Here is a 24,089-nt window from a genome sequence, read left to right on the forward strand (position 1 = left end):
TGCGGCTGTAGCTCAGCTGGATAGAGTACTTGGCTACGAACCAAGGGGTCGTGGGTTCGATTCCTGCCAGCCGCACCAGATTGAAGCCCTAGAACGTAAGTTCTAGGGCTTTTCTCTTTTTATGAAAGCCTTGTTTTTTTGATTCGTCAACGGCAAGGTTTGTATCTAAGTAATTGGATGCAGTCGACAACCTCGGTTGTTGATGGCTTAGCGGCTGTAGCTCAGCTGGATAGAGTACTTGGCTACGAACCAAGGGGTCGTGGGTTCGATTCCTGCCAGCCGCACCAGATTCAAGCCTCAGAGATGTAAATCTCTGAGGCTTTTGTCTTTGTGGATGTCTTGGAAGCATATTTTTGCGATGAAAAGAATTTTTCATCGTTTTGGAAATTAAGGGTAATTGCTTACTCTATAATCGATGACTTAGCGGCTGTAGCTCAGCTGGATAGAGTACTTGGCTACGAACCAAGGGGTCGTGGGTTCGATTCCTGCCAGCCGCACCAATTGGAAGTCCTGATATCGCAAGGTATCAGGACTTTTTGGTTTGGGTGCTGCAAAGATTTGCAGCGCCGCTTTTGTGTGAAGATTGCTGCCTATGAACAAGGCTTTCACCAAGGAAACCGATGGGCAAGACGATGACGACGATCTGCCCGGCTTGCCCGCCATTCCCAAGGGCAGCAAAAACTATATGACGCCGCAAGGCTACCAGGCGCTCAAAAATGAGTTGCTGGAGTTGATCGACAATGAGCGACCCAAAATCGTCGAGGTGGTGCACTGGGCGGCCAGCAATGGTGACCGCTCGGAAAATGGCGACTACCTGTATGGCAAAAAGCGGTTGCGTGAAATTGATCGCCGTATTCGCTTTTTGACCAAGCGGCTGGAAATTGCCGAGGTGGTGGATCCCTCGGTGCACCACGGCAGCGAACAGGTGTTTTTTGGTGCCACGGTAACGTATGCCGATGATGAGGGTGTGGAGCGCACCATCACCATCATGGGGATCGATGAGGCCGACAGCAGCAAGCAGCAGGTGAGCTGGATTGCCCCCGTAGCGCGTGCCCTGCTGAAATCCAAAATTGGGGATGAAGTAGCCTTGCCCACACCTGCGGGCGTGCGCATGCTGGAAGTGCTGGATGTGGTGTACCCGGAGCCTGCACAGTGAAATGTGAGCTATGAATTAATGAGCTGCTGGCGCTTTTAAAACAAAGACTTTGAATAGAAAACTATTTGAAATCATTGTTTGGTAAACGCAAGCAGCTCATTTTTTAATAAAGGCGTATGGATTGCAGTCACAGATAGCAAGATTGCCAAGACGTAGGTAATTGGGTGGGTGTGCATCCCGCTACAGATAGCCATGAATTGGATCGAGGCCTGGATGGAGAAAAGCACTGTGCCCTTGCATTCAGAATTTTTTCAAGCGGTTTACATCACAGCGCGGGATCGTCTCAGGCCGCTCCGCTTGGCTACGGTTCATACCCGAAGCGCCCAGTGTGCTGTAGCGCATCGACTTGAAAAGGCACTGAAAACGCTGGCAAGGCATGTGCGATGCCCTGGCGTTGCGTGATGACTGATGGCGTTCAATCTGCAGAGCTAAGCACAGGTGCAGGTGGCCTCAGTGCGTCTGGCATCTCACTGCTAAGACTGGGCATACGGGTGAGTTTGTGCCGCCTCCGCCACCTACAAACGGCAATCATCAGTGGGTATGCCAGCACGCTGGATGTCAGCTGCACTGGCAGCGGCACATGAATACAAGCAGATGGATTTGCCCCGCCCACTGACAAAAATGGCGCGCTGATGTGTTGCCATGCAGTAGCACGTTCGTTACCAGTCTCTTCAATCCACAGATCCACACTAAGCAGGCATAAAAAACGCGGCCTCTAAGCCGCGTTGGATGCTTTACGGCCTTTATTCCAAAGGCAGAATGCGTGAGGCACGCACCACCGTGGGTATGCGGCGCAAACTGCGTAGCGCTGCTTCTACCTGCTGCTGGTTGTGCACGGAGACGATAAAGCGCAGCTCGGTGGTTTGCATGGCGGCTTCGTCGTCCATCTCCAGGCGGCGAATGTCTACATTCGCATCGCTGAGTTCTGTAGCCACGCGGGCTAGCACACCTTTTTGGTTGTGGATGGTGACGCTCAGGCCGCTGTCATAGAGTTTTTGGCTGCTGTCTTCGGCCCATTCCACGGGCACCAAGCGCTCGCTGTCGGTTGCGTGCAGACGTTTGGCGTTGATGCACTGTGCATTGTGAACATGCAGGCCATCGCCACGGCCCAGGTAGGCCACCACGGCATCGCCCGGCACAGGGCGGCAGCAAGCGGCATAGCGTACAGAAGCGTTGCTATTGCCATCCAGTGCGACCGTGCTGCGGCTGCGCTGGCTGCTGCTGGCAAATCGTTCTTGGCTCAGCAGCACGGCATCTGGGCGCTGGCCTTGGCTAGCCAGCAGTGCCATGAAGTGGCGGGCCACCCAGCCCGCAGCTTGGCGGCCCATGCCGATGTCGGTGAGCAAGTCTTCGCGGCTGGGGCTGTTGGCCTTGAGCAGTACCGCATTCCACAGGGGCTGGTTGGCCTCGTCATTGGCAGGGATGGCAGCGATGCCTTCTTCGCGCAGCGCTTGGGTGAGCAAGGTTTCGCCAAGTACCATAGATTCGCTGTGGGCGGCCGTTTTCAGGTAATTGCGAATCTTGGAGCGCGCGCGTCCTGTTTTGACAAAGCCCAGCCACACGGGGTTCGGTGTGGCATTGTCGTCCGTGATGATTTGCACCACGTCGCCACTTTTGAGTTCGGTGCGCAGCGATGCGGGCTCGCCATTGATCAGCGCCGAGACGGTATGGTGGCCGATGTTGCTGTGAATGGCATAAGCAAAGTCCACCACCGTGGCGCCCCGCGGCATGGCCATGATCTTGCTCTTGGGTGTGAATACGTAGATGGAGTCGGGAAACAGATCCACCTTGACGTTGTCCCAGAACTCGGTGGCGTCGTTGGTCTCGGTTTGGATATCGAGCAGCGACTGCAGCCACTTGGTATTGAGGGATTCTTGCTTGCCCTGTGACTTGTACAGCCAATGCGCGGCAATTCCGGCTTCTGCCACGATGTGCATGGGCTCGGTGCGGATCTGAAACTCAATGTTCACGCCCGAAGGGCCGACCAGCATGGTGTGCAGCGACTGATAGCCATTGGACTTGGCAATCGCGATATGGTCCTTGAACTTGCCCGGTACAGGCTTGTACATCTGGTGCAAGATGCCCAGTGCCGTGTAGCAGTCGGTCACGGTGGGTACGATGATGCGAAAGCCGTAAATGTCGGTCACCTGCGCGAAGGTCAGGTGGTGGCGCAGCATCTTTTGGTAGAGCGAATACAGCGTGCTTTCACGGCCTGCCAAGCGTACCGACATGTTGACGCGGTCAAACTCGGCGGCAATTTCGTTTTGCACCCGCAGTACCAAGTCGTGGCGGCGCGCCCGGGATTTGGTGATGGCTTTTTCAAGCGTGGCGTAACGCCAAGGGTTTTGATAATGGAAAGACAGGTCTTGCAGTTCGCGGTAGGTCTGGTTCAGGCCTAGGCGGTGGGCAATCGGCGCATAAATTTCCAGTGTTTCGCTGGCAATGCGGCCCCATTTGCTGCGGGGCATGTCGCCCATGGTGCGCATGTTGTGGGTACGGTCAGCCAGTTTGATCAGGATGACGCGCACATCCTTGGCCATGGCCAAGAGCATTTTGCGAAATGATTCGGCCTGGCTTTCTTCGCGGGTGTTGAAGTGCAGCTTGTCCAGTTTGGTCAGTCCATCGACCAAATCTGCCACCACAGGGCCGAAGCGGTCGGCCAAGTCTTGCTTGGTGATGCCGCAGTCTTCCATGGCGTCATGCAGCAAAGCGGCCATCAGCGCAGGGGCATCCAGCTTCCAGTGCGCGCAAATGGTAGTGACAGCAATAGGGTGGGTGATATAGGGGTCACCGCTGCTGCGCCATTGATTGGTGTGCGCCTTGTCGGCGTAGTGCCAGGCCTGACGCACCAGTTCGATGTCTGAGGCTGGCAGATAGGACAAGTAGTCCAGCATGCGCTCAAAGTGCGCGGCAGAAACGCGAGCCGCAGCTTCCAGACGTGCTTCTAAGCTCACGTCTGGTGATGTTCGGGGGGAGTCTTCTGTTTTTGAATTAAAGGCCGCGTTCATACCCTAAATGTATCGCGGGAAAGCTGCTATGGACATAGTAAAAAAAAAGCACCGCGATACGGTGCTTCTATTGTTGCCCAGTTAGAGCAAGTTCTCGCATGTGCTCAGATTTAACCGGGCACTTTTTTCAGCATTTCGAGGCCCACTTTGCCTTCAGCGATTTCGCGCAGGGCAGTGACGGCAGGCTTGTTTTGGCATTCCACCTTGGGGGTATGGCCTTGGCTCAGCATGCGGGCGCGATAAGTGGCCGCCAACACCAGCTGGAAGCGGTTAGGGATTTGCTCCAGGCAATCTTCAACAGTAATGCGTGCCATGTGGGTACTCCGGGGGAATTCAGGAAAGGTTGAGCGATTCAAATACATCGGAGCGCAAGCGGCGCTGCGACGCGATTTTCAGACGCTGGGCATGAATGATTGCCTTCAGGTCAAACAGTGCGCTCTCAAATAACTCGTTGATTATAACGAAGTCGAATTCTCCGACCTGCGCCATTTCTTCTTCGGCGTTTTTCATGCGCAGCTCGATCACCTCCGGTGCATCTTCGCCACGGTTTTCCAGGCGCGAGCGCAGCTCTTCCCAGCTGGGTGGCAGGATGAAGATCAGTATCGCCTGGGGGAAGGACTCGCGCACCTGCAGGGCACCCTGGTAGTCGATCTCCAGCAGCACGTCTTCACCATTGGCCAGACGGTCTTGGATGCCTTTTTTGGAGGTGCCATAGCGTTTGCCATGCACGTTGGCCCATTCAACGAAGGCATTGTTGGCAACCATGGCGTCGAACTCTTGCTCTGATGCGAAGAAGTATTCGCGGCCATGTTTTTCCTGCCCCCGGGGCGCACGTGTGGTGTGTGAGACCGATGGGTACACGCGCGCATCGAACGAGCGTAGTGCCTTGACCAGGCTAGATTTACCGGCTCCGCTGGGAGCTGCGACAACAAAAAGATTTCCAGGTTGTTCCATAAGAAAACTCGGGTGCTTGTGGCGACCTTGCAAAAAGGGCGCTTGCGCGCCCTGTGGTTTTAACGATGATTATTCGATGTTTTGGACTTGTTCGCGCATTTGCTCGATCAGCACCTTCATGTCCACGCTGATGCGTGTCAGATCCAAGGCTGCAGACTTCGAACCCAGCGTATTGGCTTCGCGGTGCATTTCCTGAATCAGGAAGTCCAAGCGCTTGCCGATTTCTCCCCCCTTTTTCAGCAGGCGCTCGACTTCGTCGAGGTGTGAACTCAAGCGGGTGATTTCTTCTGCCACGTCAATGCGGATGGCAAAGGCGGTGGCTTCGGACAGTGCACGTTCGCGGGCGGCTTCCGGCGTGACCTGGCCTTCGGTCAGGCCCATGGCTTCTTGCCAGCGTTCCAAAAAGCGCTGGCGTTGCTGCTCTACCAGTTGCGGCACCAAAGGACCGGCTTGCGCTGCCAGATCGCGCAGTTGGGATAAGCGGTCTTTCAGCATGTCTGCCAAGCGCTTGCCTTCGCGGGCGCGGGCATCAATCAGTGCAGTGACGGCAGTCTCAGCCAGAGCGGGCACAACTTCTTGCCAATCTACCTGCACCGCATTGCCGCTGCCGGCCAGGCGCAATGCATCCGACACGGAAAGACCCTTGGCGGTGGGCAGCCAAGCTTGTACCAAGTCTTGGATCGACTGCATGCGTTGCAGCAAAGCAGGCGTAGGCTGGGGTAAAGATGCGCAGGCGTCTACATCAATTGCCGCGCGCACTTCCACCTTGCCGCGCTTGAGGCGCTGGGTGAGCAGGGAACGCAACGCAGGCTCTTGGCTGCGCAATTCATCGGGCAGGCGAAAAGTAAGGTCCAAAAAACGGCTGTTAACTGCGCGGATTTCAAGCCCTAAACGCACGTTCTGTGCAGAGGCGTTGTCCTCAGTCGACGCCGGTGCGTGCTGTACGCTGGCGTATCCGGTCATGCTGTAAACTGGCATTGGACTTTTCTTTGGTTACTTGCAATTTGGTGATTATCCAGTTTCCGCTTCGACCTTGAGGTTTACCTGAACAAAATGTCTTCCAGGATCAAGCCTGCTCCCCTGCCTCCTGATACCCTGATAGGTGACTACCGCATTGTGCGAAAGCTGGCATCGGGCGGTTTTGGTGTGGTTTATCTGGCCAAAGATGCACAAGGTCAGGAAGTGGCCATCAAAGAATACTTGCCCGCTGCACTGGCCACACGGGCACAAGGTGAACTGGTGCCCAAGGTAGCGCAAGAGAAGGTCTCGCTGTATCGCCTAGGTCTCAAAAGTTTTTTTGAAGAAGGCCGTGCACTGACGCAAATCTCCCATGCCTCGGTGGTGAGTGTGCTCAATTTCTTTCGGGAAAACGAGACCGTCTACATGGTGATGAATTTTCTGCGCGGCGCCTCACTGCAGGAATACATCGTTTTAGCCCGCAGCCAAAAACGCGCCAAGGTGCTGCGCGAATCCACCATTCGCGCCTTGTTTGATGAAGTACTGCGGGGCTTGCGCATCGTGCACCAGCACAAGATGCTGCACCTGGATATCAAGCCGGCTAACATTTTTATCACGGACGAAGACCGGGCCGTCATGATTGATTTTGGCGCGGCCCGTGAGGTGTTGAATAAAGAGGGCAACTTCATTCGCCCGATGTACACCCCTGGTTTTGCAGCGCCCGAGATGTACAAGCGCAACGGCAGCATGGGCCCATGGACGGACATTTATGCCGTGGGTGCCTGCATGTTTGCCTGTATGACGGGGCAACCACCGGCAGATGTACCCGGCCGCCGCGACAAAGACCGTTTGATGGTGGCGTTGGCCCGCTTGCGCGGCGTGTACTCCGACAATTTGTTGGAGTTGGTGCAGTGGTCGATGGAGCTCGATCCCATGGCGCGCCCGCAGTCGGTGTTTGCCTTTCACAAAGCGTTGAGCCATGAGCCAGAGCGACGCTATACGCCGCTGAGCATGTCGGAAAAAGTCCGCCTGCAGTTGGATGCATTGATTGGAGAAGGGCGAAAAACGCAGACACCCGGTGAGACTTCGGTGCGCGTGAAAACGCCATGAAATTTTCTATTTTTCAATTGAGTCGCCGTGGGGGCCGTGCTGTCAATGAAGACCGCATGGGCTATTGCTATACCCGGGAGGCCGCCCTGTTTCTGCTGGCTGACGGCATGGGCGGGCATGCGGAAGGAGAGGTTGCGGCGCAACTGGCCCTGCAAAGCATCGCTGCGCAGTTTCAGCGTGAAGCGCAGCCTGCTTTGGTAGACCCTACCGATTTTCTGCACCGGGCGGTGCTGCACGCGCACCAGCATATTCAGCGTTATGCCAAATTGCAGCGCATGCCAGACTCCCCGCGCACCACGGTGGTGGCCTTGGTCATTCAAAACGGGGCGGCCACCTGGTTGCACTGCGGGGATTCGCGCCTGTACTGGGTGCGCCAAGGGCAGTTGCTGGCACGTACGCGCGATCACTCCTATCTGGAGATGGAGCGCAACGCCTCCACCCCCATTCGTCTGGCGCACAAGCTGCTCAATCGCAATGTGCTCTTTACCTGCGTGGGCGCGACAAGCAAGCCGATTGTGGATGTGAGCGGGCCCCATATCTTGCACAGCGGCGATCGCTTGCTTTTGTGCTCCGATGGGCTGTGGGGCGCCTTGAAAGAACCCGCTTTGTTGCATGGGCTTTGCGCCCAGCCAGTCAATGAAGCCATTCCTGCGCTGGTGGATTCTGCGTTGCAAATAGCAGGGGCTAGCAGCGATAACGTGACGGCACTGGCGCTGGAGTGGGAGATGCCCGAGCACGTGCCCAGCCAGTACGACGTGAGCACCCATGCGGCATCTGTGAGTGAGTTGTTCGCCTCTACCATCCAGTCTTCGCATGATCTGGAGTCGCTGGACGATGCGCTGGATGAAGAGGAAATAGAGCGCAATATTGCCGAGATCAACGCAGCAATCCGTCGCTCTGCCGCGAGCAAAAGCTAGTTTTCAGGCACTGCAGCAGCCCGTATGGGCTTGCACTTTGGCGCACACTTAGCGCTTATTGCTGGCACGCACAGCCATTGGCCTGTGGTGTATTCATCAAAATAAATAGCTGTTAGCGCATGCTCTACAAGCGTTAGCGCTTGATTTGACTTATGAAAATTGTTCTCGCCTCCAACAACCGCGGCAAGCTGGCCGAATTGCAGTCCATGTTTGCGCCGCTGGGTGTGGAGTTGATTTGCCAAGGGGATTTGTTTGAGGGGGAGGCGCCCGAGCCGTATGGCACGTTTGTCGAAAACGCCTTGAGCAAAGCCCGCTTTGCTGCGGAAAAAACCGGCCTGCCAGCGATTGCCGATGACGCTGGCCTGTGTGTGGATGTATTTGGTGGCCAGCCTGGCGTGGACACCGCGTACTACTGCACCCGCTATGGTTACGAGAAAAGTGATGCCAACAACGTCACCTGCTTGCTGGAAAACCTGGCGCCCCATGCCAACCGCAAGGCGGCCATGGTGAGTACTTTGGTGGGCGTGCGCAACCCCCAAGACCCGGAGCCATTGATTGCAGTGGGCCGTGTGAATGTGGAAATCGCCACCGAGCGCCGTGGCAGCAACGGCTTTGGCTTTGACCCGGTGCTGATCATTCCGGAAATGGGTAAGACCTTTGCCGAGATGGCGCCGGAGTTCAAGAACGACCACAGCCACCGGGGGCGCAGCACCCGCGCCATGATGGAGCTGCTCCAAAACAGCTGGCTGGCCTGACGCCCATGAGTATTGCCATTGTTCCTGCAGGCGCACTGCTGCAAGTGGGCCAAGCCCCCAAAGACGTGCAGCATTACATGCGCGCGGGCACCTTGGGGCTGCCAGCGCTGCCGCCGCTGTCGCTGTACATCCACCTGCCCTGGTGCCTGAAAAAGTGCCCGTACTGCGACTTCAACTCGCACGAACAGCGCGGCAGCCACGAAGGCGGCGTGCCGGAGCAGCGCTATATCGATGCGCTGATGGCCGATCTGGAGGCCAGCCTGCCCCTGATCTGGGGGCGCACCGTGCACAGCGTGTTCATTGGTGGCGGCACGCCCAGCCTGTTCAGCCCGCAGAGTATCGACCGCCTGATTAGCGGCCTGCGTGCGCGCTTGCGCATGGAGCCGGACTGCGAAATCACCATGGAGGCCAACCCCGGCACGTTTGAAAAAGACCGCTTCAAGGCCTTCCGCGATGCGGGCATCACGCGCTTGTCGATTGGCGTGCAAAGTTTTGATGACCGGTTCTTGGGTGCCCTGGGCCGCGTGCACAACGGTGCGCAGGCGCGGGCAGCGGTGCAGGAGGCGGCCGAATCGTTCGAGACTTTCAACCTCGACATCATGTATGCCCTGCCTGGGCAGACCGAGGCGGATGTGGCCAAGGACTTGGAGACGGCACTGGCTTTTCAGCCGCCGCACATTTCCATCTACCACCTCACGATTGAGCCCAACACCTACTTCGCCAAATTCCCGCCCGTGGTGCCCGAGGATGACACGGCGTATGACATGCTGGACCGCATCACCGCCATGACAGGCGCGGCCGGCATGCAGCGCTATGAAATCTCGGCCTATGCGCTGCCCGGCCACCAGTGCTTTCACAACACCAACTACTGGCAGTTTGGCGACTACCTGGGCATTGGCGCAGGCGCGCATGGCAAGCTCAGTTTTGCGCACCGCATTGTGCGGCAGACGAAGCTGCGTGACCCGCAGCGCTATATGGAAGCCGCCTTGGCGGGCCGTGCCTTGGCCAGCGATGACGATGTGCGCCGCAAAGACCTGCCGTTTGAATACATGCTCAATGCGCTGCGCCTGCGTGGCGGGTTCGCGCTGCAGGACTACTTGGACCGCACAGGTCTGCCCATCAGCACCATTCGTCCGGCTTTGGACGCAGCGCAGCGCAAAGGCTTGGTGGTGGAGGAGGCCGGTCGCATCGTGCCGACCGAGCGCGGGTTTGACTTCCTCAGCGATCTGCAAGAACTCTTTCTGGGAGACGCGTAAAACGCAGCGGCTGTGCCTTGCGGGGCCCCGCGTAGATGCAAAAAAGAAAGCACCCTGCGTGGGTGCTTTCTTGCTTTCACAGCGATAACAGTCTGAAGTGCAGATTTATCAAGCGCAAACAGCTACAAAAATTAACCACATCGTGCCGCAATGATGCGGCCGGTGGCGTCCACTTCCAGGTTCAAACGCTCCGCGTTGAACTCGCGGGTGGTGACTTGACCGGGGCGCAGCACGCGCACCATGTAGGCACCCGCACGCTTGCGTGCTTCGTTCACGTTGTGCTCGGTATTGGTTTTGCCGACGGCCCATTGCGCACCGTTGGTGTCACAGCGCTGCTGGGGGCGCGGGGCTTGGGGGTTACCGCCTGCCTGTGATGAGCCAGAACCAGCAGGTGGTGGCATGGCGCAGCCGGCGATCACGGCAGAGGTTGCCACCAGGGCCAGCATTTGCAGGGAAGGGCGCATGCGTAATTACTCCTTATATGTAACAAGCGACCACCTTACCAGCCGCACAAGTCACCGTGATGTTGGGTGTGTGACGGATTGTTTCGTGGTTACTGCTTGGGTTGCTGGAACACGGTGGTATCCATGCGCAGTTTTTTGGCTTTGGCCGCTGCTTGCTCTGCCTGTTTGCGCGTGTCAAAAGGTCCGATGCGCAAGCGGGTGAGATCGCCTTTGCTGCTGCTGATGGCTTGGCGCAAGGGGTTGAGCTTGAGCGCTTGCAGCTGTTTGGCCGCGCGATCCACATTCGCACTTTGGGCATACACGCCTGCGTTGAGGTAGTACTTGCCAGGAATCAGGCGGCCAGGTGCTGCAGGTGCAGGCTCTGCTGCTGCTTTGGTTTTGCTGTAAGCAGCCGCTTTGGTGGTGGGTTTTGGCGCGGACGGTGGGGCTGCAGGGGGTGCAGGCTGCTTGGGCGCAGTTTTGCGGGTTGCAGCAGGTGGGGGGGCCGCCGAAGATGGCGCAGGCACCGTTGCAGGAATGGGCGGCGCACTGGCTGCGGCTGAAGCTGTTGCGGCAGTAGTGGCGGCAGCGGCCAGCGGTGCTGCTAGTGTGTCGGGTTCTGGGGGCGCAGCGGTGCGTGCTTCAGGCAAAGGGGTTGGCTGCACGGCGGGCAAAGCTTCTGGCAAGGCGGCCTTGTCAGCCATGGAGGTCGACACCGGTGTTGCTACAGCTTGCGGCAGCACAGGCTCCATCCAGGGCGCACTGGGGGCAGGGCTGTACAGACTGGATACCTGGGGGATCACCAAATCAGGCGGGCCAGATGGTGCAGGGGTAGAGGGCGCACCACGGCTCGCGTGGTCCCACTGGCTGTAGACCAGTGCAGCGAATGCCACACTGCCCAGCGCTTGCACGGCGGCGACCCGGTACAGGCGCGCTTTGTTGGGTGCGCCATGCCCCAGCTTGGCGCGTGCTTGGGCAATGGAGCTGGCCGCAGTCAAGGTGGACAGGGTTTGGCTGCGCACTTGCTGGTAGTACCAGCCATTGGCCAAAAAACCCGGCACCACGCACAGCAGCCCCAGGGTGAATAAACAGCCAGCAGCTTCCATTGCCACGGGCACGCGCGCGTGCAGGCCGAAAGCCCACAGCAGTACCAGCGCGAGCACTACGCCGGCATAGATGCCTGCCGGGCGCCACAGCTTGCGCAGCACCAGCCATGCCAGGGTAAAGAAAGCGGCGCCATGGTTCCAGGAGGGAACGGCTTTGCCCAAAGTTTCAAAACGACTGAACTGCTGCTGGTAGTACGCGGCGTTGAGCGGGCCAACGCTGAGGCGGTACAGGTCGGGCATGATGCCGGTTTCCCCAGAGCTGGGCGGCGGTGTGAAAGCGTTAGAGCGTGAGGGCGTCGCAGGCATGCGGCGCATTTTGGCATGCCCCGCAGATTGTCAAAGAATGTGTGTAACTTCTCATACACGCTTGGGCGCGGTGTTTTCGCCGATTGCTGCCTGGGGGCGCTTTTACACTAGGCGGCTTTCATGGGGTGCGGGCGGTTCGCTCTTGCATGCCCACCAACAGGCTCTCACAACACATTCATGCAACAACATCAGTGGCAGTTTTTCCGTGCGGGAGGGGTGGATCAGGTTCAGATTCGCACCGGTGCCGATATCGCCAACATTGGCCAGCTGGACCAAAAGTTGTGGGTGGCCCTGGCCTGCCCCACCCGGGGTATTGAGTTTGACAGTGCCACGCTGGACTTGATCGACCAAGACGCCGATGGCCGCATTCGCGCGCCTGAGCTGGTGCAGGCCTGCGAGTGGGCGGTATCCATGGTCAATGACCCGGATGTGCTGACCTCGGGCTCGGATGTGCTGCAGCTGGCCAGCATCAACGAAAGTACCGAGCAGGGCCAGGCCTTGGCCGATGAAGCACGGCGCATTTTGGCGCTGAGCGGCCAAGAGGGCGCGGCCTGTGTATCGCTGGCGGACGTGCAGGGGCGTCTGGCCTCACTCAATGCCATGCCCTTCAATGGCGATGGCATTTTGAACCCTGCCACCTTGAGCGATCAGCCGGCGCTGTCTGCCTTGGTGTCGCGCATCATGGAGGCTTATGGCAGCGCCCAGGGCTGTGATGGGCAACCCGGCCTGGGCCGCGCGCAGCTGGACAACTTTTTCACCGACGTCCAGTCGCTGGCCGACTGGCACACCTTGGCCAGCAACAACACCTGCAGCTTACCGACAGAAGCGCAGGCCGTGGCGGCGGTGCAAGCGCTGAATGCAGTGCAGGTGAAGGTGGAAGACTTTTTTGCCCGCACGCGCTTGGCCGCTTTCGATGCCAAGGCGCTGGCGCCCATCAGCCCCAGCGTAGAAGGCTACGCCGCGCTGGGCACGCAAGTGCTCAGCAAGGAAGATGCAGCCATCGCGGCTTTGCCCTTGGCGACCGTGGTGGCCGATGGTGTGCTGCCCTTAGGCAGTGGCGTGAACCCGGCATGGGCAGCCGCCATGGCCGCGCTGCAACAACACGCGGTGCACCCCTTGCTGGGGGAGCTGGACAGCCTGAGCGCCGCGCAGTGGGAGCAGCTGAAAGCGCAGTTGCAGCCTTGCCAGGCGTGGCTGGCCTCCTTCCCGGCGTCGCCCCTGGGCGAGATGGGGCTGCAGGAAGCGCAAGCCTTGCTGGCCAGCGGCATGCAGCAGCAGTTGCAAGACATGATTCAGCACGATGAAGACGAAAAGCAGCACAGCGAGCATGCCGTGGCGCTGGAAAAGCTCATTCGCTTGCAGCGCGATTTGCTGGCGCTGCTCAACAACTTTGTCTCGTTCTCGCAGTTCTACAGCCGCCAAGGCGCTGCCTTTCAGGCCGGCACGTTGTACCTGGATGGCCGCAGCTGTGAGTTGACGGTGGATGTGGCCAACCCCGCAGCCCACGCCACGCTGGCTGGCATGGCCAAGGTGTATCTGGCGTACTGCGAATGCAAACGTGGTGGCGACAAGCGCCACATCGTGGCCGCCTTCACGGCGGGCGATGTGGACTTTTTGTTTGTGGGCCGCAACGGTGTGTTCTACGACCGTGAGGGCAAGGACTGGGATGCCACCATCACCAAGCTGATTGAAAATCCCACCAGCATTGGCCAGGCCTTCTTCTCGCCGTACAAAAAGTTTGTGCGCATGATTGAAGAGCAGGTGGCCAAGCGCGCCGCTGCCAAAGACGCCAGCGTGACCGAAGGCCTGAATGCCAAGGCCGCAGCCTTGGTGACGGCTCCGGCGGGCACCGCTGCCGCAGCCGCTGCACCGGCCAAGAAGACGGATGTCGGCACTGTGGCCGCCATTGGGGTGGCGCTGGGCTCCATCAGCACGGTGCTGGTGGGAATCTTCAGCAAGTTTGTGGAACTGGGGCCTTGGATTCCTGTGGGTTTGATGGGCCTGATTTTGGCCATCTCTGGCCCCAGCATGTTGATTGCCTGGCTGAAGCTGCGCGAGCGCAGCCTCGGCCCCATCTTGGATGCCAGCGGCTGGGCCATCAATGGCCGCATGAAGATCAATATGCAACTGGGCAACTCGCTGTCGCAAACGGCCAAGGTGCCCGCCAATGCCAAGCACATGCTGCATGACCCATTTGCGGCAAGCCATACAGCCCGCTGGGTGGTGGGCGTGCTGGCGCTGGTCGTGCTGGCTGCTTTGGCGTGGCGTTGGGGCTGGGTCAACCGCGTGCTGCCCGAGCGCATGCACTACGGCTACACAGCCTCCGTCGCGGTGGATGGGGGCGCTGCACCTGCAGCGCTGGCACCTGCTCCCGCACCCGCTGCACCTTAAAAAATACGGCTTGGCATGCCCAGGAGCCCGCTTGGAAGCGGGCTCTTTTTTTGGGGGGATGAAACACTTTTTTTGATAGCTGTTATCGCTTGAAATACAAAGTTTTCACATGTATTTTTAGGCGAATGTCTTGTCAATTAAGCGCTGGCAGCTATGGTTTTTTTTGTGGACTGCATCTGCGCTGGCTAGCAGCGGTCAATTTTTCCGGCCTTGTGCGCGGCAAACACAAAGTCCAGAAATGCCTGGGTGCGCTGTGGCAAGTGCTTGCGGCTGGGCAGCCCCGCCAGCACGCGCATGCGGGCGGTGATCCAGCCGGGCAGCACCTGTTCCAGCATGCCTTGCTCTAGAAAGGGGCGCGCTGCGTCGTAGGTGAAGGTGGCAATGCCCGCACCATCGAGTACGGTTTGCAAGATGCTGGCCGTTGGGTTGAGGGTGATGGAGGGCCTGACCTCAATCTCGTGCACCGGCGCTTCCAGCGTGGATTGCTGGCTGCGCCACAGGGCAAAACTGTTGCGGTGTAGATGGGGTGTGCGGCGCAGCACACACAGGTGCTCGGCCAGCGCTTGCGGCGTGGAAGGCGCTCCGTGCCGTGCGATATAGCTGGGGGAGGCGCACAAAATGGCTTCAGAGGTGGAGAGGGTGCGCGCGACGATGGCGGCGTCAAAGCCTTCGGGCACCTGCAAAAAGCCCAGGTCGTAGCGGTTGAGGTCGGGCACGGGCTGCGGGTCAACGTACACATCCAGCGCAATGCCGGGGTACTGCTGATTGAACGCTGCAGCCAGTGGGGCAATCAGCGCGTCAGTCAACGCGGGGGCCGCCACAATCCGCAGCACGCCTTGCAAGGCGCTAGTGGTGCTTTGCGCCTCTGCGACGGCGGCTTCGACCGACTCCAGAATTTCACGCACGCGTGCAGCGTAGCGCTCGCCCGAATCGGTCAGGCTGACGCTGCGCGTGGTGCGCTGCAGCAGCCGCGTGCCCAGTTGCGTTTCCAGCGCCGCGATATGGCGGGTGACATGCGGCACGGTCATCGACAAATGCCGTGCCGCGGCCGTAAAGCCACCTTCATCCACTACGGCTAAAAACACCTTCATGGCGTGTAAACGGTCGAGCACAAATACCTCAGCAGTGGACGTCAAAAAAGGGTGCAATTATTACGGCGTAGGTAAAAGAGCATTCCTGCTGGGTCTATTTTTCTTATCTTCTATAAGACTTACAGTGAGAGCAAGTGCAAACATTGCAGCTGGCTGTCGCAACGGCCGGCGCTGCCATTTGCGTCTCACCGAGCACCCTCAGGCGGTGTGTCGACGGGCTGATAGCCCCGACACACCGCTCTTTTTTATGGTGCTTGTAGTCCAGATCGCGCACTGGGATGGCGCTGAATGGAAGTGCAACGCATCGTGCTTTCCTAGGCGTTGGACAGCGGTGTAGCGCGCCAATGGATGGTGTTGTGCATGTCTATCTCTAACCACGTCCCACCATGACATCTACCCCTCAATTTCCATCGTTCGGTCTGCAGCGCCGCCACCTTTTGGGTGGTGCGCTGGCGGCAAGCGTGGTGCAGCTGAGCCCGCTGACCTGGGCAGCCACGGCACCGGCCACTGCTGCAAGCAGCAGCTTTATGGCGCTGTCGCACTACCTGACTGCCCGCAATGACCTCAACGCCAAGCTGGGCGCGCGCATGCAAGCTGCGCTGCAGGCTTTGGATGGCCAATTCAACGCACAGGCAGACGCCCTGTGGAGCTGGATTCAAAGCCAGAACGTCGCGCTGGAGCAGTTAAACGACCGCTTGAAGGCTGAAAAGCCCGAGCTGGTAGCCGTGCCCGCCCAGGTGATGCAAGTTTGGTATTTGGGCATTGCAGGCAGTGGCCCCCGCACCCGTGTGGTGGCCTATGAATTTGCCCTGAATGCGCAAACGGTGAGCGACAAGCTCAAGCCGCCGACCTATGCGTATGGCGTCTATGGCAGCTGGACGGCCAACCCCACCACGTTCAACCTACAGCGTATTCCCGTGCCGGCCTGAGCGCGGCCTTGCGTACAGCTGCCAGCCCGCACACAAGCGTCTTGAACCCCATTACATAAAAAACTGCTTAGGAAGCACCATCCCCATGGCTGATTCTCACAAACTCTCTGCCGACTACGTCATCGTCGGCGCCGGCATCATCGGCGCCATGCTGGCGGCCAAGTTGGCCAAAACCGGCGCCTCGGTACTGATGCTCGAAGCGGGTGCCCATGTCAAGCGTGGCGAAATCGTGGGGCGTTTTCGCAACTCGGCCCGCCGCAGCGACTGGATGTCACCCTACCCATCGCTGGACACTGCTCCCCACCCCATCTACCAGCCGCAAGACAACAACTATCTGGTGCAGGCTGGCCCTTACCCCTACAAGGCCGAATACATCCGCATGGTGGGCGGCACCAGCTGGCACTGGGCGGCGCACGCCTGGCGCAATGTGCCGGGTGACTTCAAGATCAAAAGCCTCTACGGCGTAGGCGTGGACTGGCCGTTTGACTACGACGACCTGGAGCCCTACTACCAAGAAGCCGAAGAAATCATGGGCGTGGGCGGCTCGACCCATACAGGCTCGCCGCGCAGCAAACCCTTCCCCATGGGGGAAGTGGCCATGCCGTACGCCATGAAGCGTGCGCAAGAGCGCTTGGCCGGCACGTTCGAGGTGGTGGGCAACACCGTGGCCCGCAACAGCCGCAATTTTGATGGCCGCCCGCCATGTTGCGGCAACAACAGCTGCCAGCCCATTTGCCCGATTGATGCGCAATACCACGGCGGCATTGCCGTGCAGCAGGCGCTGGCCGCAGGCGTGAAGCTGCAAACCCGTGCCAATGTGTTCCAGCTGGAACACGATGCACAGGGCCGCATCGTCGCCGCCAATTACTACGATCCCGACAAGAACGTGCACCGTGTCACGGGCAAGACCTTTATTGTGGCCTCCAACGGCATTGAGTCGCCGCGCCTGCTGCTGCTGTCAAAGAGCGACAAGTTCAAAAACGGTATTGCCAACGACAACGACATGGTGGGCCGCCACCTGATGGACCACCCCAGCACCTCGCTGACCTTTGATGCCGACGAAGACGTCTGGCTGGGCCGTGGCCCGCAAAGCCCGGTGTCCATCAATGCCATGCGCGATGGGGCATTCCGCAGTGAATACTCGCCTTACCGCCTGGACTTCACCAACATCTCGCGCGTGGATGGTGCCACCACCGGCTTGCTCAAGGCCGGTATTTACGGCAAGGAATTCGCTGAAAAGCTGCGCCACGCCGCGGCCCGCGAAATGAACGTGAAAAGCGTGCTGGAAGTCCTGCCCGACCCAGAGCGCCGCATTGACCTGGCGGACGAAAAAGACAGCGTGGGCCTGCCCAAGCCGCGCGCGCACTACAGCATTGATGACTACACCTTCCGGGGCCACAAGCGCGCCCAAAAAGACTTTGCCAAGATTGCCGAGCTGATGGGGGGCAGCAACCTGCGCTACACCAAGGACGACAACTTTGCCAACAACCAGCACATCTGCGGCACGCTCAGCATGGGCACCGACCGCAAAATTTCGGTGTGTGACGAGTTTGGCCGTGCGTGGGACCACGAGAACCTGTATTTCGCCTCGACCGGTGTGCTACCCACCTCATCCACCTGCAACTCCACCCTCAACGGCATTGCCGTGGCGCTGCGCACCGGTGCGCACCTGATTGCCGAAAACGGTGGACCCGCCATGCTGCCGCGCAGCAACACCTTGGCTGGCTTTAAGCCTTTGCAGCCCTTGTGGACGCCAGCGGTTTAAAGCGGGAGGACTGACACCATGAGCACAACATTCATGCAATCTGTGGGGTTGGCTGCCGCGATGCTGGCATCCACCTCGGTCTTCGCTGCTGATAGCGAGCACATTGAGCGCGGCCGTTACCTGGCCACGGCGGGTGACTGCGTGGCCTGCCACACGGCGCCGGGCGGCAAGCCCATGGCGGGTGGCTTGGCGCTGGCCAGCCCCTTGGGGCCGATTTACTCGACCAACATCACACCGTCCAAAACCCACGGTATTGGCAACTACACGCTGGAGCAGTTCAGCAACGCATTGCGCCACGGCAAACGTGCAGACGGGGCCAACCTGTACCCCGCCATGCCGTACACCGAGTACGCCAAAACTTCGGACGAAGACATTGCCGCCATGTACGCCTACTTCATGCAGGGCGTAGAAGCCGTGGATGCAGCACCGGCCCACACCACGGCGCTGCCATTTCCCTTCAACATTCGCGCCTCGCTGGGTGTGTGGAACGCGCTGTTCCACGACGTCACACCGTACCAGGCCGATGCCTCGCAAACGCCGGAGTGGAACCGTGGCGCCTACCTGTCCCAAGGGCTGGCGCACTGCACCACCTGCCACACACCACGCACAACGCTGATGGCTGAAGACAGCAAGCGCAGTCTGGGCGGTGGTGAAGTGGGCGGCTGGTATGCGCCCAACATCACTTCGGATGCGCAAAGCGGGATTGGCAACTGGACGGTGCAAGAGCTGGTGCAGTACATGAGCGGCCAGCCCGTGCCCGGCAAAGGCCCAGCGGCTGGCCCCATGGCCGAAGCGGTTGACCACAGCCTCAAGCACCTGACACCCGAAGACTTGAAGGCGATTGCGGTCTACATCAAGTCGGTGCCCGCGGTGGGCGATGGCCGTGTCAAGCAAGGCGCGGACCAGTTCGGCCAGCCTGTGGATGCGCTGGATAGCATTCGCGGCGTGGACTTGCCCCAGGATTACGACGCCATGACCGGCGCGCAAATCTACGACGGCTACTGCGCCAGCTGCCACCAGGTGCAAGGCCAGGGCAGTGATGGCGACGGGCTGCCCGCGCTGTTTCACAACACCTCGCTGGGCCATGCCAACAGCAACAACTTGGTGAATGTGGTGTTGCACGGCATTCACCGGGTGGGCACGGACTCCGTCATGCCCGGCTTTGCCCATGAGTTGAGCGACCAGCAAGTGACCGAATTGAGCAACTATCTGCTGACCAGCTACGGCAACCCCGATGCCAAGGTGACCAAGCAGCAAGTGGCCCAGCTACGTGACCCTGCCACCGCAAGTGCCGACACCACCTTGCTGACCCTGGCCCGCGCGGGCATGGCAGTGGGCATGGTGGTTCTGCTGGCCTTGGTGGGCTGGCTGCTTGCACGCCGCCGCAAGGGCTAAGCATCGGCCCTTGTCGGCCGCGGCACAGCTGGGTGCTTGCGCTGCGGCCGGCGCCAAAAAAAAGCCCGCAGACTGCGGGCTTTTTTTTAATAGCTGCTGGCGCTTGTTTTACAAGCACTTCAGGTACATAAATATCTGAAAAGCTTGTTTTCCAAGCGCAAGCAGCTCTTATTTTTAATGCTGTTTACCAGCCCTTGGCGGCCAGTGCCTTGGCAATCTTGTTGCGCGGCACGGTGGGCTTGGGCACTTTGAAGTCAAACCAGTTGCGCACGTCTTCTTCCACGCCAATGCCGTGCATGAAGTTGTAGATGGCTTTCTTCAGCCCCACGCCCAGCGCGTCGTGGTCCACGCCGGTGGGGTCGATGAAGGGGATGTCGTTGCGCGCAAACGTGGCGGGCGGCAACTCGGGCAGGGTCACGCCGTATTCGGCAGGGTTTTGGCCCACGGGCGAGTGCACGGTGCAGGCAAAGCGGTGAAAGAAGCCGCTTTGGATACAGCCGTTTTCAAACAGCTGGCGCACGTACTCCAGCGCATCCACCGTGTCTTGCACCGTCTGCGTGGGAAAACCGTACATCAGGTAGGCGTGCACCAAAATGCCCGCATCGGTCAGCGCCTTGGTCACGCGCGCTACCTGTTCCACGCTGACGCCTTTTTTCATCAGGTTGAGCAGCCGGTCTGAGGCCACTTCCAGCCCACCCGATACGGCGATGCAGCCGCTGTCGGCCATCAGCTGGGCCAGCTCGGGGCTGAAGGTTTTCTCGAAGCGGATGTTGCCCCACCAGCTGATGTCGGTGCCGCGCGCGATCAGCTCATGGGACAGGGCCTTGAGCGCCTTGGGCGGCGCGGCCTCGTCCACAAAGTGAAAGCCGGTCTGGCCGGTCTCGGCCACGATGGCGTCGATGCGGTTGGCCAGCTCGGTGGCGCTGGCGCCTTCATAGCGGCCGATGTAGTCCAGGCTGACGTCGCAGAAGCTGCACTTCTTCCAGTAGCAGCCGTGGGCAATGGTCAGCTTGTTCCAGCGGCCGTCGCTCCACATGCGGTGCATGGGGTTGAGCATGTCCAGCAGCGACAGGTAGTCGTGAATCGGCAAGCCATCCCAGGTGGGGGTGCCCACCTCGGCAAAGGCGATGTCGGCTTCCATCATATTGATGTACTGCACCGCGCCCTCGTCGTTGCGCACGAAGGTGCGCACCAGGCGCGAGCGGCCGCGCTCGCCGCGCAGGTGCTCCAGCAGGGCCAGCAGCGGGCGCTCGCCTGCATCCAGCGTGATGAAGTCAAAGTAGTCAAACACGCGCGGCTCGGCCAGCTCGCGCAACTCGGTGTTTACAAAGCCGCCGCCCAGCACCAGGGTGATGTGCGGAAACTCGGCCTTGATGGTCTGGGCAATGCGAAAGGCCGCATAGACCGAACCCGGGAAGGGCGTGGACAGCAGCACCACCGTGGGGCGGTGGCGCCAGACGGCCTTGCGCGTCAGCTCGGCCAGCGCGTCATCGACCAGGGTGGGGGCGGCGGCCAGCGCATCGGCCAGTGGATCGAACGTGGGCTGGTTGCCTGACAGCGACTCGGCATAGCGCACAAATTCAAAGCGCGGGTCGGCCGCGTCGCGGATCACGTCGGCCAGATCGTTCAGGTACAGCGTGGCGTAGTGCTTGGCACGGTCTTGCTGGCCCAGGGCACCGAAGGCCCAGCCCACGGGGTCGCCCGAGCCATCGTCCATGTAGTGCTCCAGCGCATCAAAGCGTGGGCCCTCGGGCAGCCAGGCGCGGCTGACGATGCGGTGGCTCAGGGTGCTGTCCTTGCCTTGCAGAAAGGCGATGACGCGGTTCACCGTGGCCAGGTACTGGTCGCGCTGGCCCATGAAGCTTTGCACGGCAGGGCTGAACAGGCGGCTGGGGTCAGCGTCGTGCTGGGCCTGCACCAGGTCGATGATCTGCGCCAGGCCATCGCGCGACAGCAGCTTGAGCACCAGGGCCAGGGCCAGGTCTTCCTGCACCGCATCCACACCGCGCGAACGCAGAAAGCCCGTCAGATAAGGCGCAGAAGGGTAGGGCGTGTTGAGCTGCGTCATCGGCGGGATGAGCGACAGCACGCGGGTGTCAGGAGCAGTCATGAAGATTTAGCAGATTGGCGGCGGCACGCGGGGTCGCACAACAAAAGCCCGGCTGGGCAGCAGGGTGGGGCAATATTGTCGCTGGCTTGGTAAAAAAGCGCCCGTGCCGGGTTTCTGGCGGTGCGGCTGCAGTGCCTGTGCGGGCGCAAAAAAGCCACCCGAAGGTGGCTGTCAAGAAGGAAGTTGGTGCTGTGCGGCCTCAGTTGGCGGAGAGCTTGCGCTCTTGTACGACGCGGCCCCACTGCTCATATTCTTTTTTCATGAACGCTGCCAGTTCCTGGCGCGTGGTGGGCTGGGGGGTCAGGCCATGGTCGTTCAGCGCCTTTTTCACGCCCTCGTCGTTCAGTGCCTTGACGATTTCCACGTTCCACCGGTCCAGGATGGCCGTGGGGGTTTTGCTGGGCGCGACAAATGCGTACCAGTTCAGGGCTTCAAAACCGGGGTAACCCGCTTCGGCCACGGTAGGAATGTCCGGCATGTAGGCCGGGCGTGTCAGGCCAGTAGTGGCCAAAGGGATCAGCTTGCCAGTCTGCACATGCGGCATGGCGGTGGGCGGGGCAGCGAAGTAGCTGGTCACGCGCTCGCCCAGCAAGTCCTGCAGTGCCGGCGCGCCGCCCTTGTAGGGCACGTGCACCATTTCCACGCCGGCGCGCTGGTTGAACAGCTCGCCCGCCAAGTGCGAGGCCGAACCTGCGCCCGTGGAGGCGTAGTCCACCTTGCCGGGCGACTTTTGGGCCAGCGCCACAAACTCCTTCAGGTTCTTCACCCCCGCACCCTTGTGCACCACCAGCACGTTCGGGAAGTTGACGCCGCCGGACAGCGGTGCCAGATCCTTGAACGGGTCGTAGGTCAGCTTCATCAGGTGTGGGGCAATGGTCAGCGGGCCGACCGAGCCGAACAGGATCACCGATCCATCGGTGGCAGCATTCGCCACTTGGCCGTGGGCGATGTTGCCGCCCGCGCCCCCCTTGTTCTCCACCACCACGGACTGGCCGATGTTCTCTCCCAGCTTCTTGGCAATCAGGCGTGCAGCGGCGTCGGCCGCGCCACCGGCGGCAAAGCCCACCACCATGGTGACGGGTTTCTTGGGCGGGAAATCCTGCGCCGCAGCAGGACTGCCCAAAGCCAAGGCGGCTGTGGCCATCACTGCAGCCTGTATCAAAGTACGCTTTTTCATCGAAGGTCTCCTTGTTGGTATGGATATGCGCAGGAAGAAATCAGTCAGCACCCAGCCCGATAGGGTTGGGCTGGCGCTTTTCAGTGTTGTGGCGCAGCAAAGCTGCAGTGCGGAAGATGCCGTGTGCAAACTTGCCATAGGGCAAGGTCACAAACAAGGCCATCACCGCGCCCAAGTGCAGGCACAGCAGCAAAGCCAGTGCGGGTGTGCCGCGGCCCAGCCACAGCGCCAAACCGCTGGTAGCGACCAAGAACAGCAAGGCGATAAAGCCCAGGTCCATCGGCTTTTGCTTTGCATCGCCGTGCAGCGGGTGGCGCTTGCGGTTGAGAGACCACAGGCCTGCCGTACCCACGGAGAGCATCACGCCGCCCACGCTGCCCAAAATCTTGGGCAGGCTGGGTAAGTCATACGGCGCGGGCAGGTTCAGCACATAGTGGTAGAGCGTGGCCACCGATGTCGCGGCAAAGCACAGCAAGAAGCCGTAGAACGTCAGGTGGTGGGCGCGACGGCGCTTTAAGGTGTAGGCGTCGTCTTCGTTGTGGCAGCCATCACCGTGACCGCCGTCCAAATACTTCAGGCGTAGCACATCGCCCGTGGCCTCAGTAGCTGCAGCACCGCTGACATCGGCACCGCTGGTGGCGGGCTTGATGTCTTTCCAGAAGCGGCGCACGCCCATGGACAGCGCAAACACCACAAACAAAAACACGGGGGCAAACATGCTCACCAGCAGGTTGTGCGGGAACAGGCTGTAGAAGTTGGCACCCAAGTCAGCGCCCCACAGTGCGCCCAAGCCGCCGCCTTGCAGCACTGCGCCCAGCACCAAGAACAAGCTCAGTGCGGCAACGAGCGCCAGTGACAGCGTCAGGCCATTGCGCTGGTACAGCTTGCCCAAAGCGGGTGGCCAAGCGTAGTCCACATAAGTTTGGCCACGCACCTCGGCCATGGCCTTGGGGATATTGATACCAAACTCATGCGGTGGCGCGTATTGGCAAGCGTGCAAGCAAGCGCCGCAGTTGTGGCACAGGTTGGCCAGATAGTTCACATCGGCCTTGCCAAATTCCAGACGGCGCGTCATGGCCGGGAACACGGCGCAAAAGCCTTCGCAGTAGCGGCAGGCATTGCAAATTTGCATTACGCGCGCCACTTCACCTTCGGCCTGCGTCATATCGCTGACGGGGACGATGGGAATGACTTTGCCGCTGGTGCCGGATGCCAGCGCTTGGGCTTCCTGGCCCAGCTTTTCAAAAGATTGCATGCTCATGG

Annotated in this window: 19 protein-coding genes and 3 tRNA genes; 12 read left to right on the forward strand and 10 right to left on the reverse strand. The window is 60.0% G+C overall.

All coding sequences use genetic code 11. The annotated features are described in order from the left end of the window. The first annotated feature begins 1 nt into the window (after nt 1). The 4 genes from B3R00_RS10300 (at nt 2) to greB (ending at nt 1,156) form a co-directional block, all read left to right on the forward strand. Nucleotides 2-78 (forward strand) — tRNA-Arg (locus tag B3R00_RS10300). Nucleotides 79-210: 132 nt separating this feature from the next. Continuing rightward, nucleotides 211-287 (forward strand) — tRNA-Arg (locus B3R00_RS10305). Nucleotides 288-423: 136 nt separating this feature from the next. After that, nucleotides 424-500: transfer RNA gene (locus B3R00_RS10310), tRNA-Arg, on the forward strand. 92 nt (nt 501-592) lie between these two features. Further along, nucleotides 593-1,156, forward strand: a complete 564-nt coding sequence (gene greB, locus B3R00_RS10315; RefSeq protein WP_286998933.1) for a transcription elongation factor GreB — start codon at nt 593-595, stop codon at nt 1,154-1,156. Between the two features lie 743 nt (nt 1,157-1,899). Here the strand turns inward: greB and B3R00_RS10320 are convergent. The 4 genes from B3R00_RS10320 to B3R00_RS10335 all read right to left on the reverse strand — a co-directional run bounded on the left by B3R00_RS10320 (nt 1,900) and on the right by B3R00_RS10335 (nt 6,081). Further along, nucleotides 1,900-4,164: a RelA/SpoT family protein gene (locus tag B3R00_RS10320; RefSeq protein ID WP_376747691.1), complete on the reverse strand. Its 2,265-nt coding sequence runs from the start codon at nt 4,162-4,164 to the stop codon at nt 1,900-1,902. Between the two features lie 110 nt (nt 4,165-4,274). Continuing rightward, a complete protein-coding gene (gene rpoZ, locus B3R00_RS10325; RefSeq protein WP_219162602.1) occupies nt 4,275-4,478 on the reverse strand; it encodes a DNA-directed RNA polymerase subunit omega in 204 nt (67 codons plus the stop codon). A 19-nt stretch (nt 4,479-4,497) separates the two neighbouring features. Continuing rightward, nucleotides 4,498-5,118, reverse strand: a complete 621-nt coding sequence (gene gmk / locus B3R00_RS10330) for a guanylate kinase (protein ID WP_286998934.1) — start codon at nt 5,116-5,118, stop codon at nt 4,498-4,500. 69 nt (nt 5,119-5,187) lie between these two features. Then, nucleotides 5,188-6,081 carry a YicC/YloC family endoribonuclease gene (locus B3R00_RS10335; protein WP_286998981.1) on the reverse strand — a complete coding sequence of 298 codons (894 nt, stop codon included), beginning with the start codon at nt 6,079-6,081 and terminating at the stop codon, nt 5,188-5,190. Nucleotides 6,082-6,171: 90 nt separating this feature from the next. Between B3R00_RS10335 and B3R00_RS10340 the strand changes: the two genes are divergently transcribed. The 4 genes from B3R00_RS10340 to hemW all read left to right on the forward strand — a co-directional run bounded on the left by B3R00_RS10340 (nt 6,172) and on the right by hemW (nt 10,113). After that, a complete protein-coding gene (locus B3R00_RS10340; protein WP_286998935.1) occupies nt 6,172-7,185 on the forward strand; it encodes a serine/threonine protein kinase in 1,014 nt (337 codons plus the stop codon). Further along, on the forward strand, nt 7,182-8,102 hold the full coding sequence (locus B3R00_RS10345) for a PP2C family protein-serine/threonine phosphatase (protein WP_286998936.1): 921 nt from the start codon (nt 7,182-7,184) through the stop codon (nt 8,100-8,102). The genes B3R00_RS10340 and B3R00_RS10345 overlap by 4 nt, the downstream gene beginning before the upstream one ends. A gap of 152 nt (nt 8,103-8,254) precedes the next feature. Beyond that, nucleotides 8,255-8,857, forward strand: coding sequence for an RdgB/HAM1 family non-canonical purine NTP pyrophosphatase (rdgB, locus tag B3R00_RS10350; protein ID WP_286998937.1), 603 nt, complete (start codon nt 8,255-8,257; stop codon nt 8,855-8,857). Between the two features lie 5 nt (nt 8,858-8,862). Next, nucleotides 8,863-10,113 (forward strand): radical SAM family heme chaperone HemW, encoded by a 1,251-nt coding sequence (hemW, locus tag B3R00_RS10355; protein WP_286998938.1) that lies wholly within the window; start codon nt 8,863-8,865, stop codon nt 10,111-10,113. 131 nt (nt 10,114-10,244) lie between these two features. Here the strand turns inward: hemW and B3R00_RS10360 are convergent, their stop codons facing one another. After that, nucleotides 10,245-10,577, reverse strand: coding sequence for an I78 family peptidase inhibitor (locus B3R00_RS10360; protein ID WP_286998939.1), 333 nt, complete (start codon nt 10,575-10,577; stop codon nt 10,245-10,247). 89 nt (nt 10,578-10,666) lie between these two features. After that, complete coding sequence (locus B3R00_RS10365) at nt 10,667-11,968, reverse strand: SPOR domain-containing protein (RefSeq protein WP_286998940.1); 1,302 nt, start codon at nt 11,966-11,968, stop codon at nt 10,667-10,669. A 177-nt stretch (nt 11,969-12,145) separates the two neighbouring features. Here B3R00_RS10365 and B3R00_RS10370 point away from each other — a divergent pair, with 177 nt between their 5' ends. Beyond that, entirely contained in the window at nt 12,146-14,359 is a 2,214-nt protein-coding gene (locus tag B3R00_RS10370) for a hypothetical protein (RefSeq protein ID WP_286998941.1), read from the forward strand. A 185-nt stretch (nt 14,360-14,544) separates the two neighbouring features. Here B3R00_RS10370 and B3R00_RS10375 read toward each other — a convergent pair whose 3' ends face one another. After that, nucleotides 14,545-15,450: a LysR family transcriptional regulator gene (locus B3R00_RS10375; protein ID WP_286998942.1), complete on the reverse strand. Its 906-nt coding sequence runs from the start codon at nt 15,448-15,450 to the stop codon at nt 14,545-14,547. 386 nt (nt 15,451-15,836) lie between these two features. On the opposite strand from B3R00_RS10375, the gene B3R00_RS10380 reads away from it, so the two are divergent. The 3 genes from B3R00_RS10380 (at nt 15,837) to B3R00_RS10390 (ending at nt 19,539) form a co-directional block, all read left to right on the forward strand. Continuing rightward, complete coding sequence (locus B3R00_RS10380; protein ID WP_286998943.1) at nt 15,837-16,379, forward strand: sugar dehydrogenase complex small subunit; 543 nt, start codon at nt 15,837-15,839, stop codon at nt 16,377-16,379. Between the two features lie 85 nt (nt 16,380-16,464). Then, nucleotides 16,465-18,144, forward strand: coding sequence for a GMC family oxidoreductase (locus B3R00_RS10385; RefSeq protein ID WP_286998944.1), 1,680 nt, complete (start codon nt 16,465-16,467; stop codon nt 18,142-18,144). An 18-nt stretch (nt 18,145-18,162) separates the two neighbouring features. Further along, nucleotides 18,163-19,539, forward strand: coding sequence for a cytochrome c (locus tag B3R00_RS10390; RefSeq protein ID WP_286998945.1), 1,377 nt, complete (start codon nt 18,163-18,165; stop codon nt 19,537-19,539). A 184-nt stretch (nt 19,540-19,723) separates the two neighbouring features. On the opposite strand, the gene B3R00_RS10395 is transcribed toward B3R00_RS10390, so the two are convergent. From B3R00_RS10395 to tcuB, 3 genes are all read right to left on the reverse strand, one after another. Further along, nucleotides 19,724-21,649, reverse strand: a complete 1,926-nt coding sequence (locus B3R00_RS10395; RefSeq protein ID WP_286998946.1) for a B12-binding domain-containing radical SAM protein — start codon at nt 21,647-21,649, stop codon at nt 19,724-19,726. 199 nt (nt 21,650-21,848) lie between these two features. Next, a complete protein-coding gene (locus B3R00_RS10400) occupies nt 21,849-22,826 on the reverse strand; it encodes a Bug family tripartite tricarboxylate transporter substrate binding protein (protein ID WP_286998947.1) in 978 nt (325 codons plus the stop codon). A gap of 40 nt (nt 22,827-22,866) precedes the next feature. Continuing rightward, on the reverse strand, nt 22,867-24,087 hold the full coding sequence (gene tcuB / locus B3R00_RS10405) for a tricarballylate utilization 4Fe-4S protein TcuB (protein WP_376747692.1): 1,221 nt from the start codon (nt 24,085-24,087) through the stop codon (nt 22,867-22,869). Nucleotides 24,088-24,089: the final 2 nt, after the last annotated feature.

This window comes from Comamonas sp. UBA7840 (assembly GCF_002501455.1).
GTDB lineage: Bacteria > Pseudomonadota > Gammaproteobacteria > Burkholderiales > Burkholderiaceae_C > Comamonas > Comamonas jiangduensis.

Bases quoted from the DNA above. Each gene is read 5' to 3' on its own strand.
- greB (WP_286998933.1), top strand. From the start codon at position 593: ATGAACAAGGCTTTCACCAAGGAAACCGATGGGCAAGACGATGACGAC.
- B3R00_RS10320 (WP_376747691.1), bottom strand. From the start codon at position 4,164: ATGAACGCGGCCTTTAATTCAAAAACAGAAGACTCCCCCCGAACATCA.
- rpoZ (WP_219162602.1), bottom strand. From the start codon at position 4,478: ATGGCACGCATTACTGTTGAAGATTGCCTGGAGCAAATCCCTAACCGC.
- gmk (WP_286998934.1), bottom strand. From the start codon at position 5,118: ATGGAACAACCTGGAAATCTTTTTGTTGTCGCAGCTCCCAGCGGAGCC.
- B3R00_RS10335 (WP_286998981.1), bottom strand. From the start codon at position 6,081: ATGACCGGATACGCCAGCGTACAGCACGCACCGGCGTCGACTGAGGAC.
- B3R00_RS10340 (WP_286998935.1), top strand. From the start codon at position 6,172: ATGTCTTCCAGGATCAAGCCTGCTCCCCTGCCTCCTGATACCCTGATA.
- B3R00_RS10345 (WP_286998936.1), top strand. From the start codon at position 7,182: ATGAAATTTTCTATTTTTCAATTGAGTCGCCGTGGGGGCCGTGCTGTC.
- rdgB (WP_286998937.1), top strand. From the start codon at position 8,255: ATGAAAATTGTTCTCGCCTCCAACAACCGCGGCAAGCTGGCCGAATTG.
- hemW (WP_286998938.1), top strand. From the start codon at position 8,863: ATGAGTATTGCCATTGTTCCTGCAGGCGCACTGCTGCAAGTGGGCCAA.
- B3R00_RS10360 (WP_286998939.1), bottom strand. From the start codon at position 10,577: ATGCGCCCTTCCCTGCAAATGCTGGCCCTGGTGGCAACCTCTGCCGTG.
- B3R00_RS10365 (WP_286998940.1), bottom strand. From the start codon at position 11,968: ATGCCTGCGACGCCCTCACGCTCTAACGCTTTCACACCGCCGCCCAGC.
- B3R00_RS10370 (WP_286998941.1), top strand. From the start codon at position 12,146: ATGCAACAACATCAGTGGCAGTTTTTCCGTGCGGGAGGGGTGGATCAG.
- B3R00_RS10375 (WP_286998942.1), bottom strand. From the start codon at position 15,450: ATGAAGGTGTTTTTAGCCGTAGTGGATGAAGGTGGCTTTACGGCCGCG.
- B3R00_RS10380 (WP_286998943.1), top strand. From the start codon at position 15,837: ATGACATCTACCCCTCAATTTCCATCGTTCGGTCTGCAGCGCCGCCAC.
- B3R00_RS10385 (WP_286998944.1), top strand. From the start codon at position 16,465: ATGGCTGATTCTCACAAACTCTCTGCCGACTACGTCATCGTCGGCGCC.
- B3R00_RS10390 (WP_286998945.1), top strand. From the start codon at position 18,163: ATGAGCACAACATTCATGCAATCTGTGGGGTTGGCTGCCGCGATGCTG.
- B3R00_RS10395 (WP_286998946.1), bottom strand. From the start codon at position 21,649: ATGACTGCTCCTGACACCCGCGTGCTGTCGCTCATCCCGCCGATGACG.
- B3R00_RS10400 (WP_286998947.1), bottom strand. From the start codon at position 22,826: ATGAAAAAGCGTACTTTGATACAGGCTGCAGTGATGGCCACAGCCGCC.
- tcuB (WP_376747692.1), bottom strand. From the start codon at position 24,087: ATGAGCATGCAATCTTTTGAAAAGCTGGGCCAGGAAGCCCAAGCGCTG.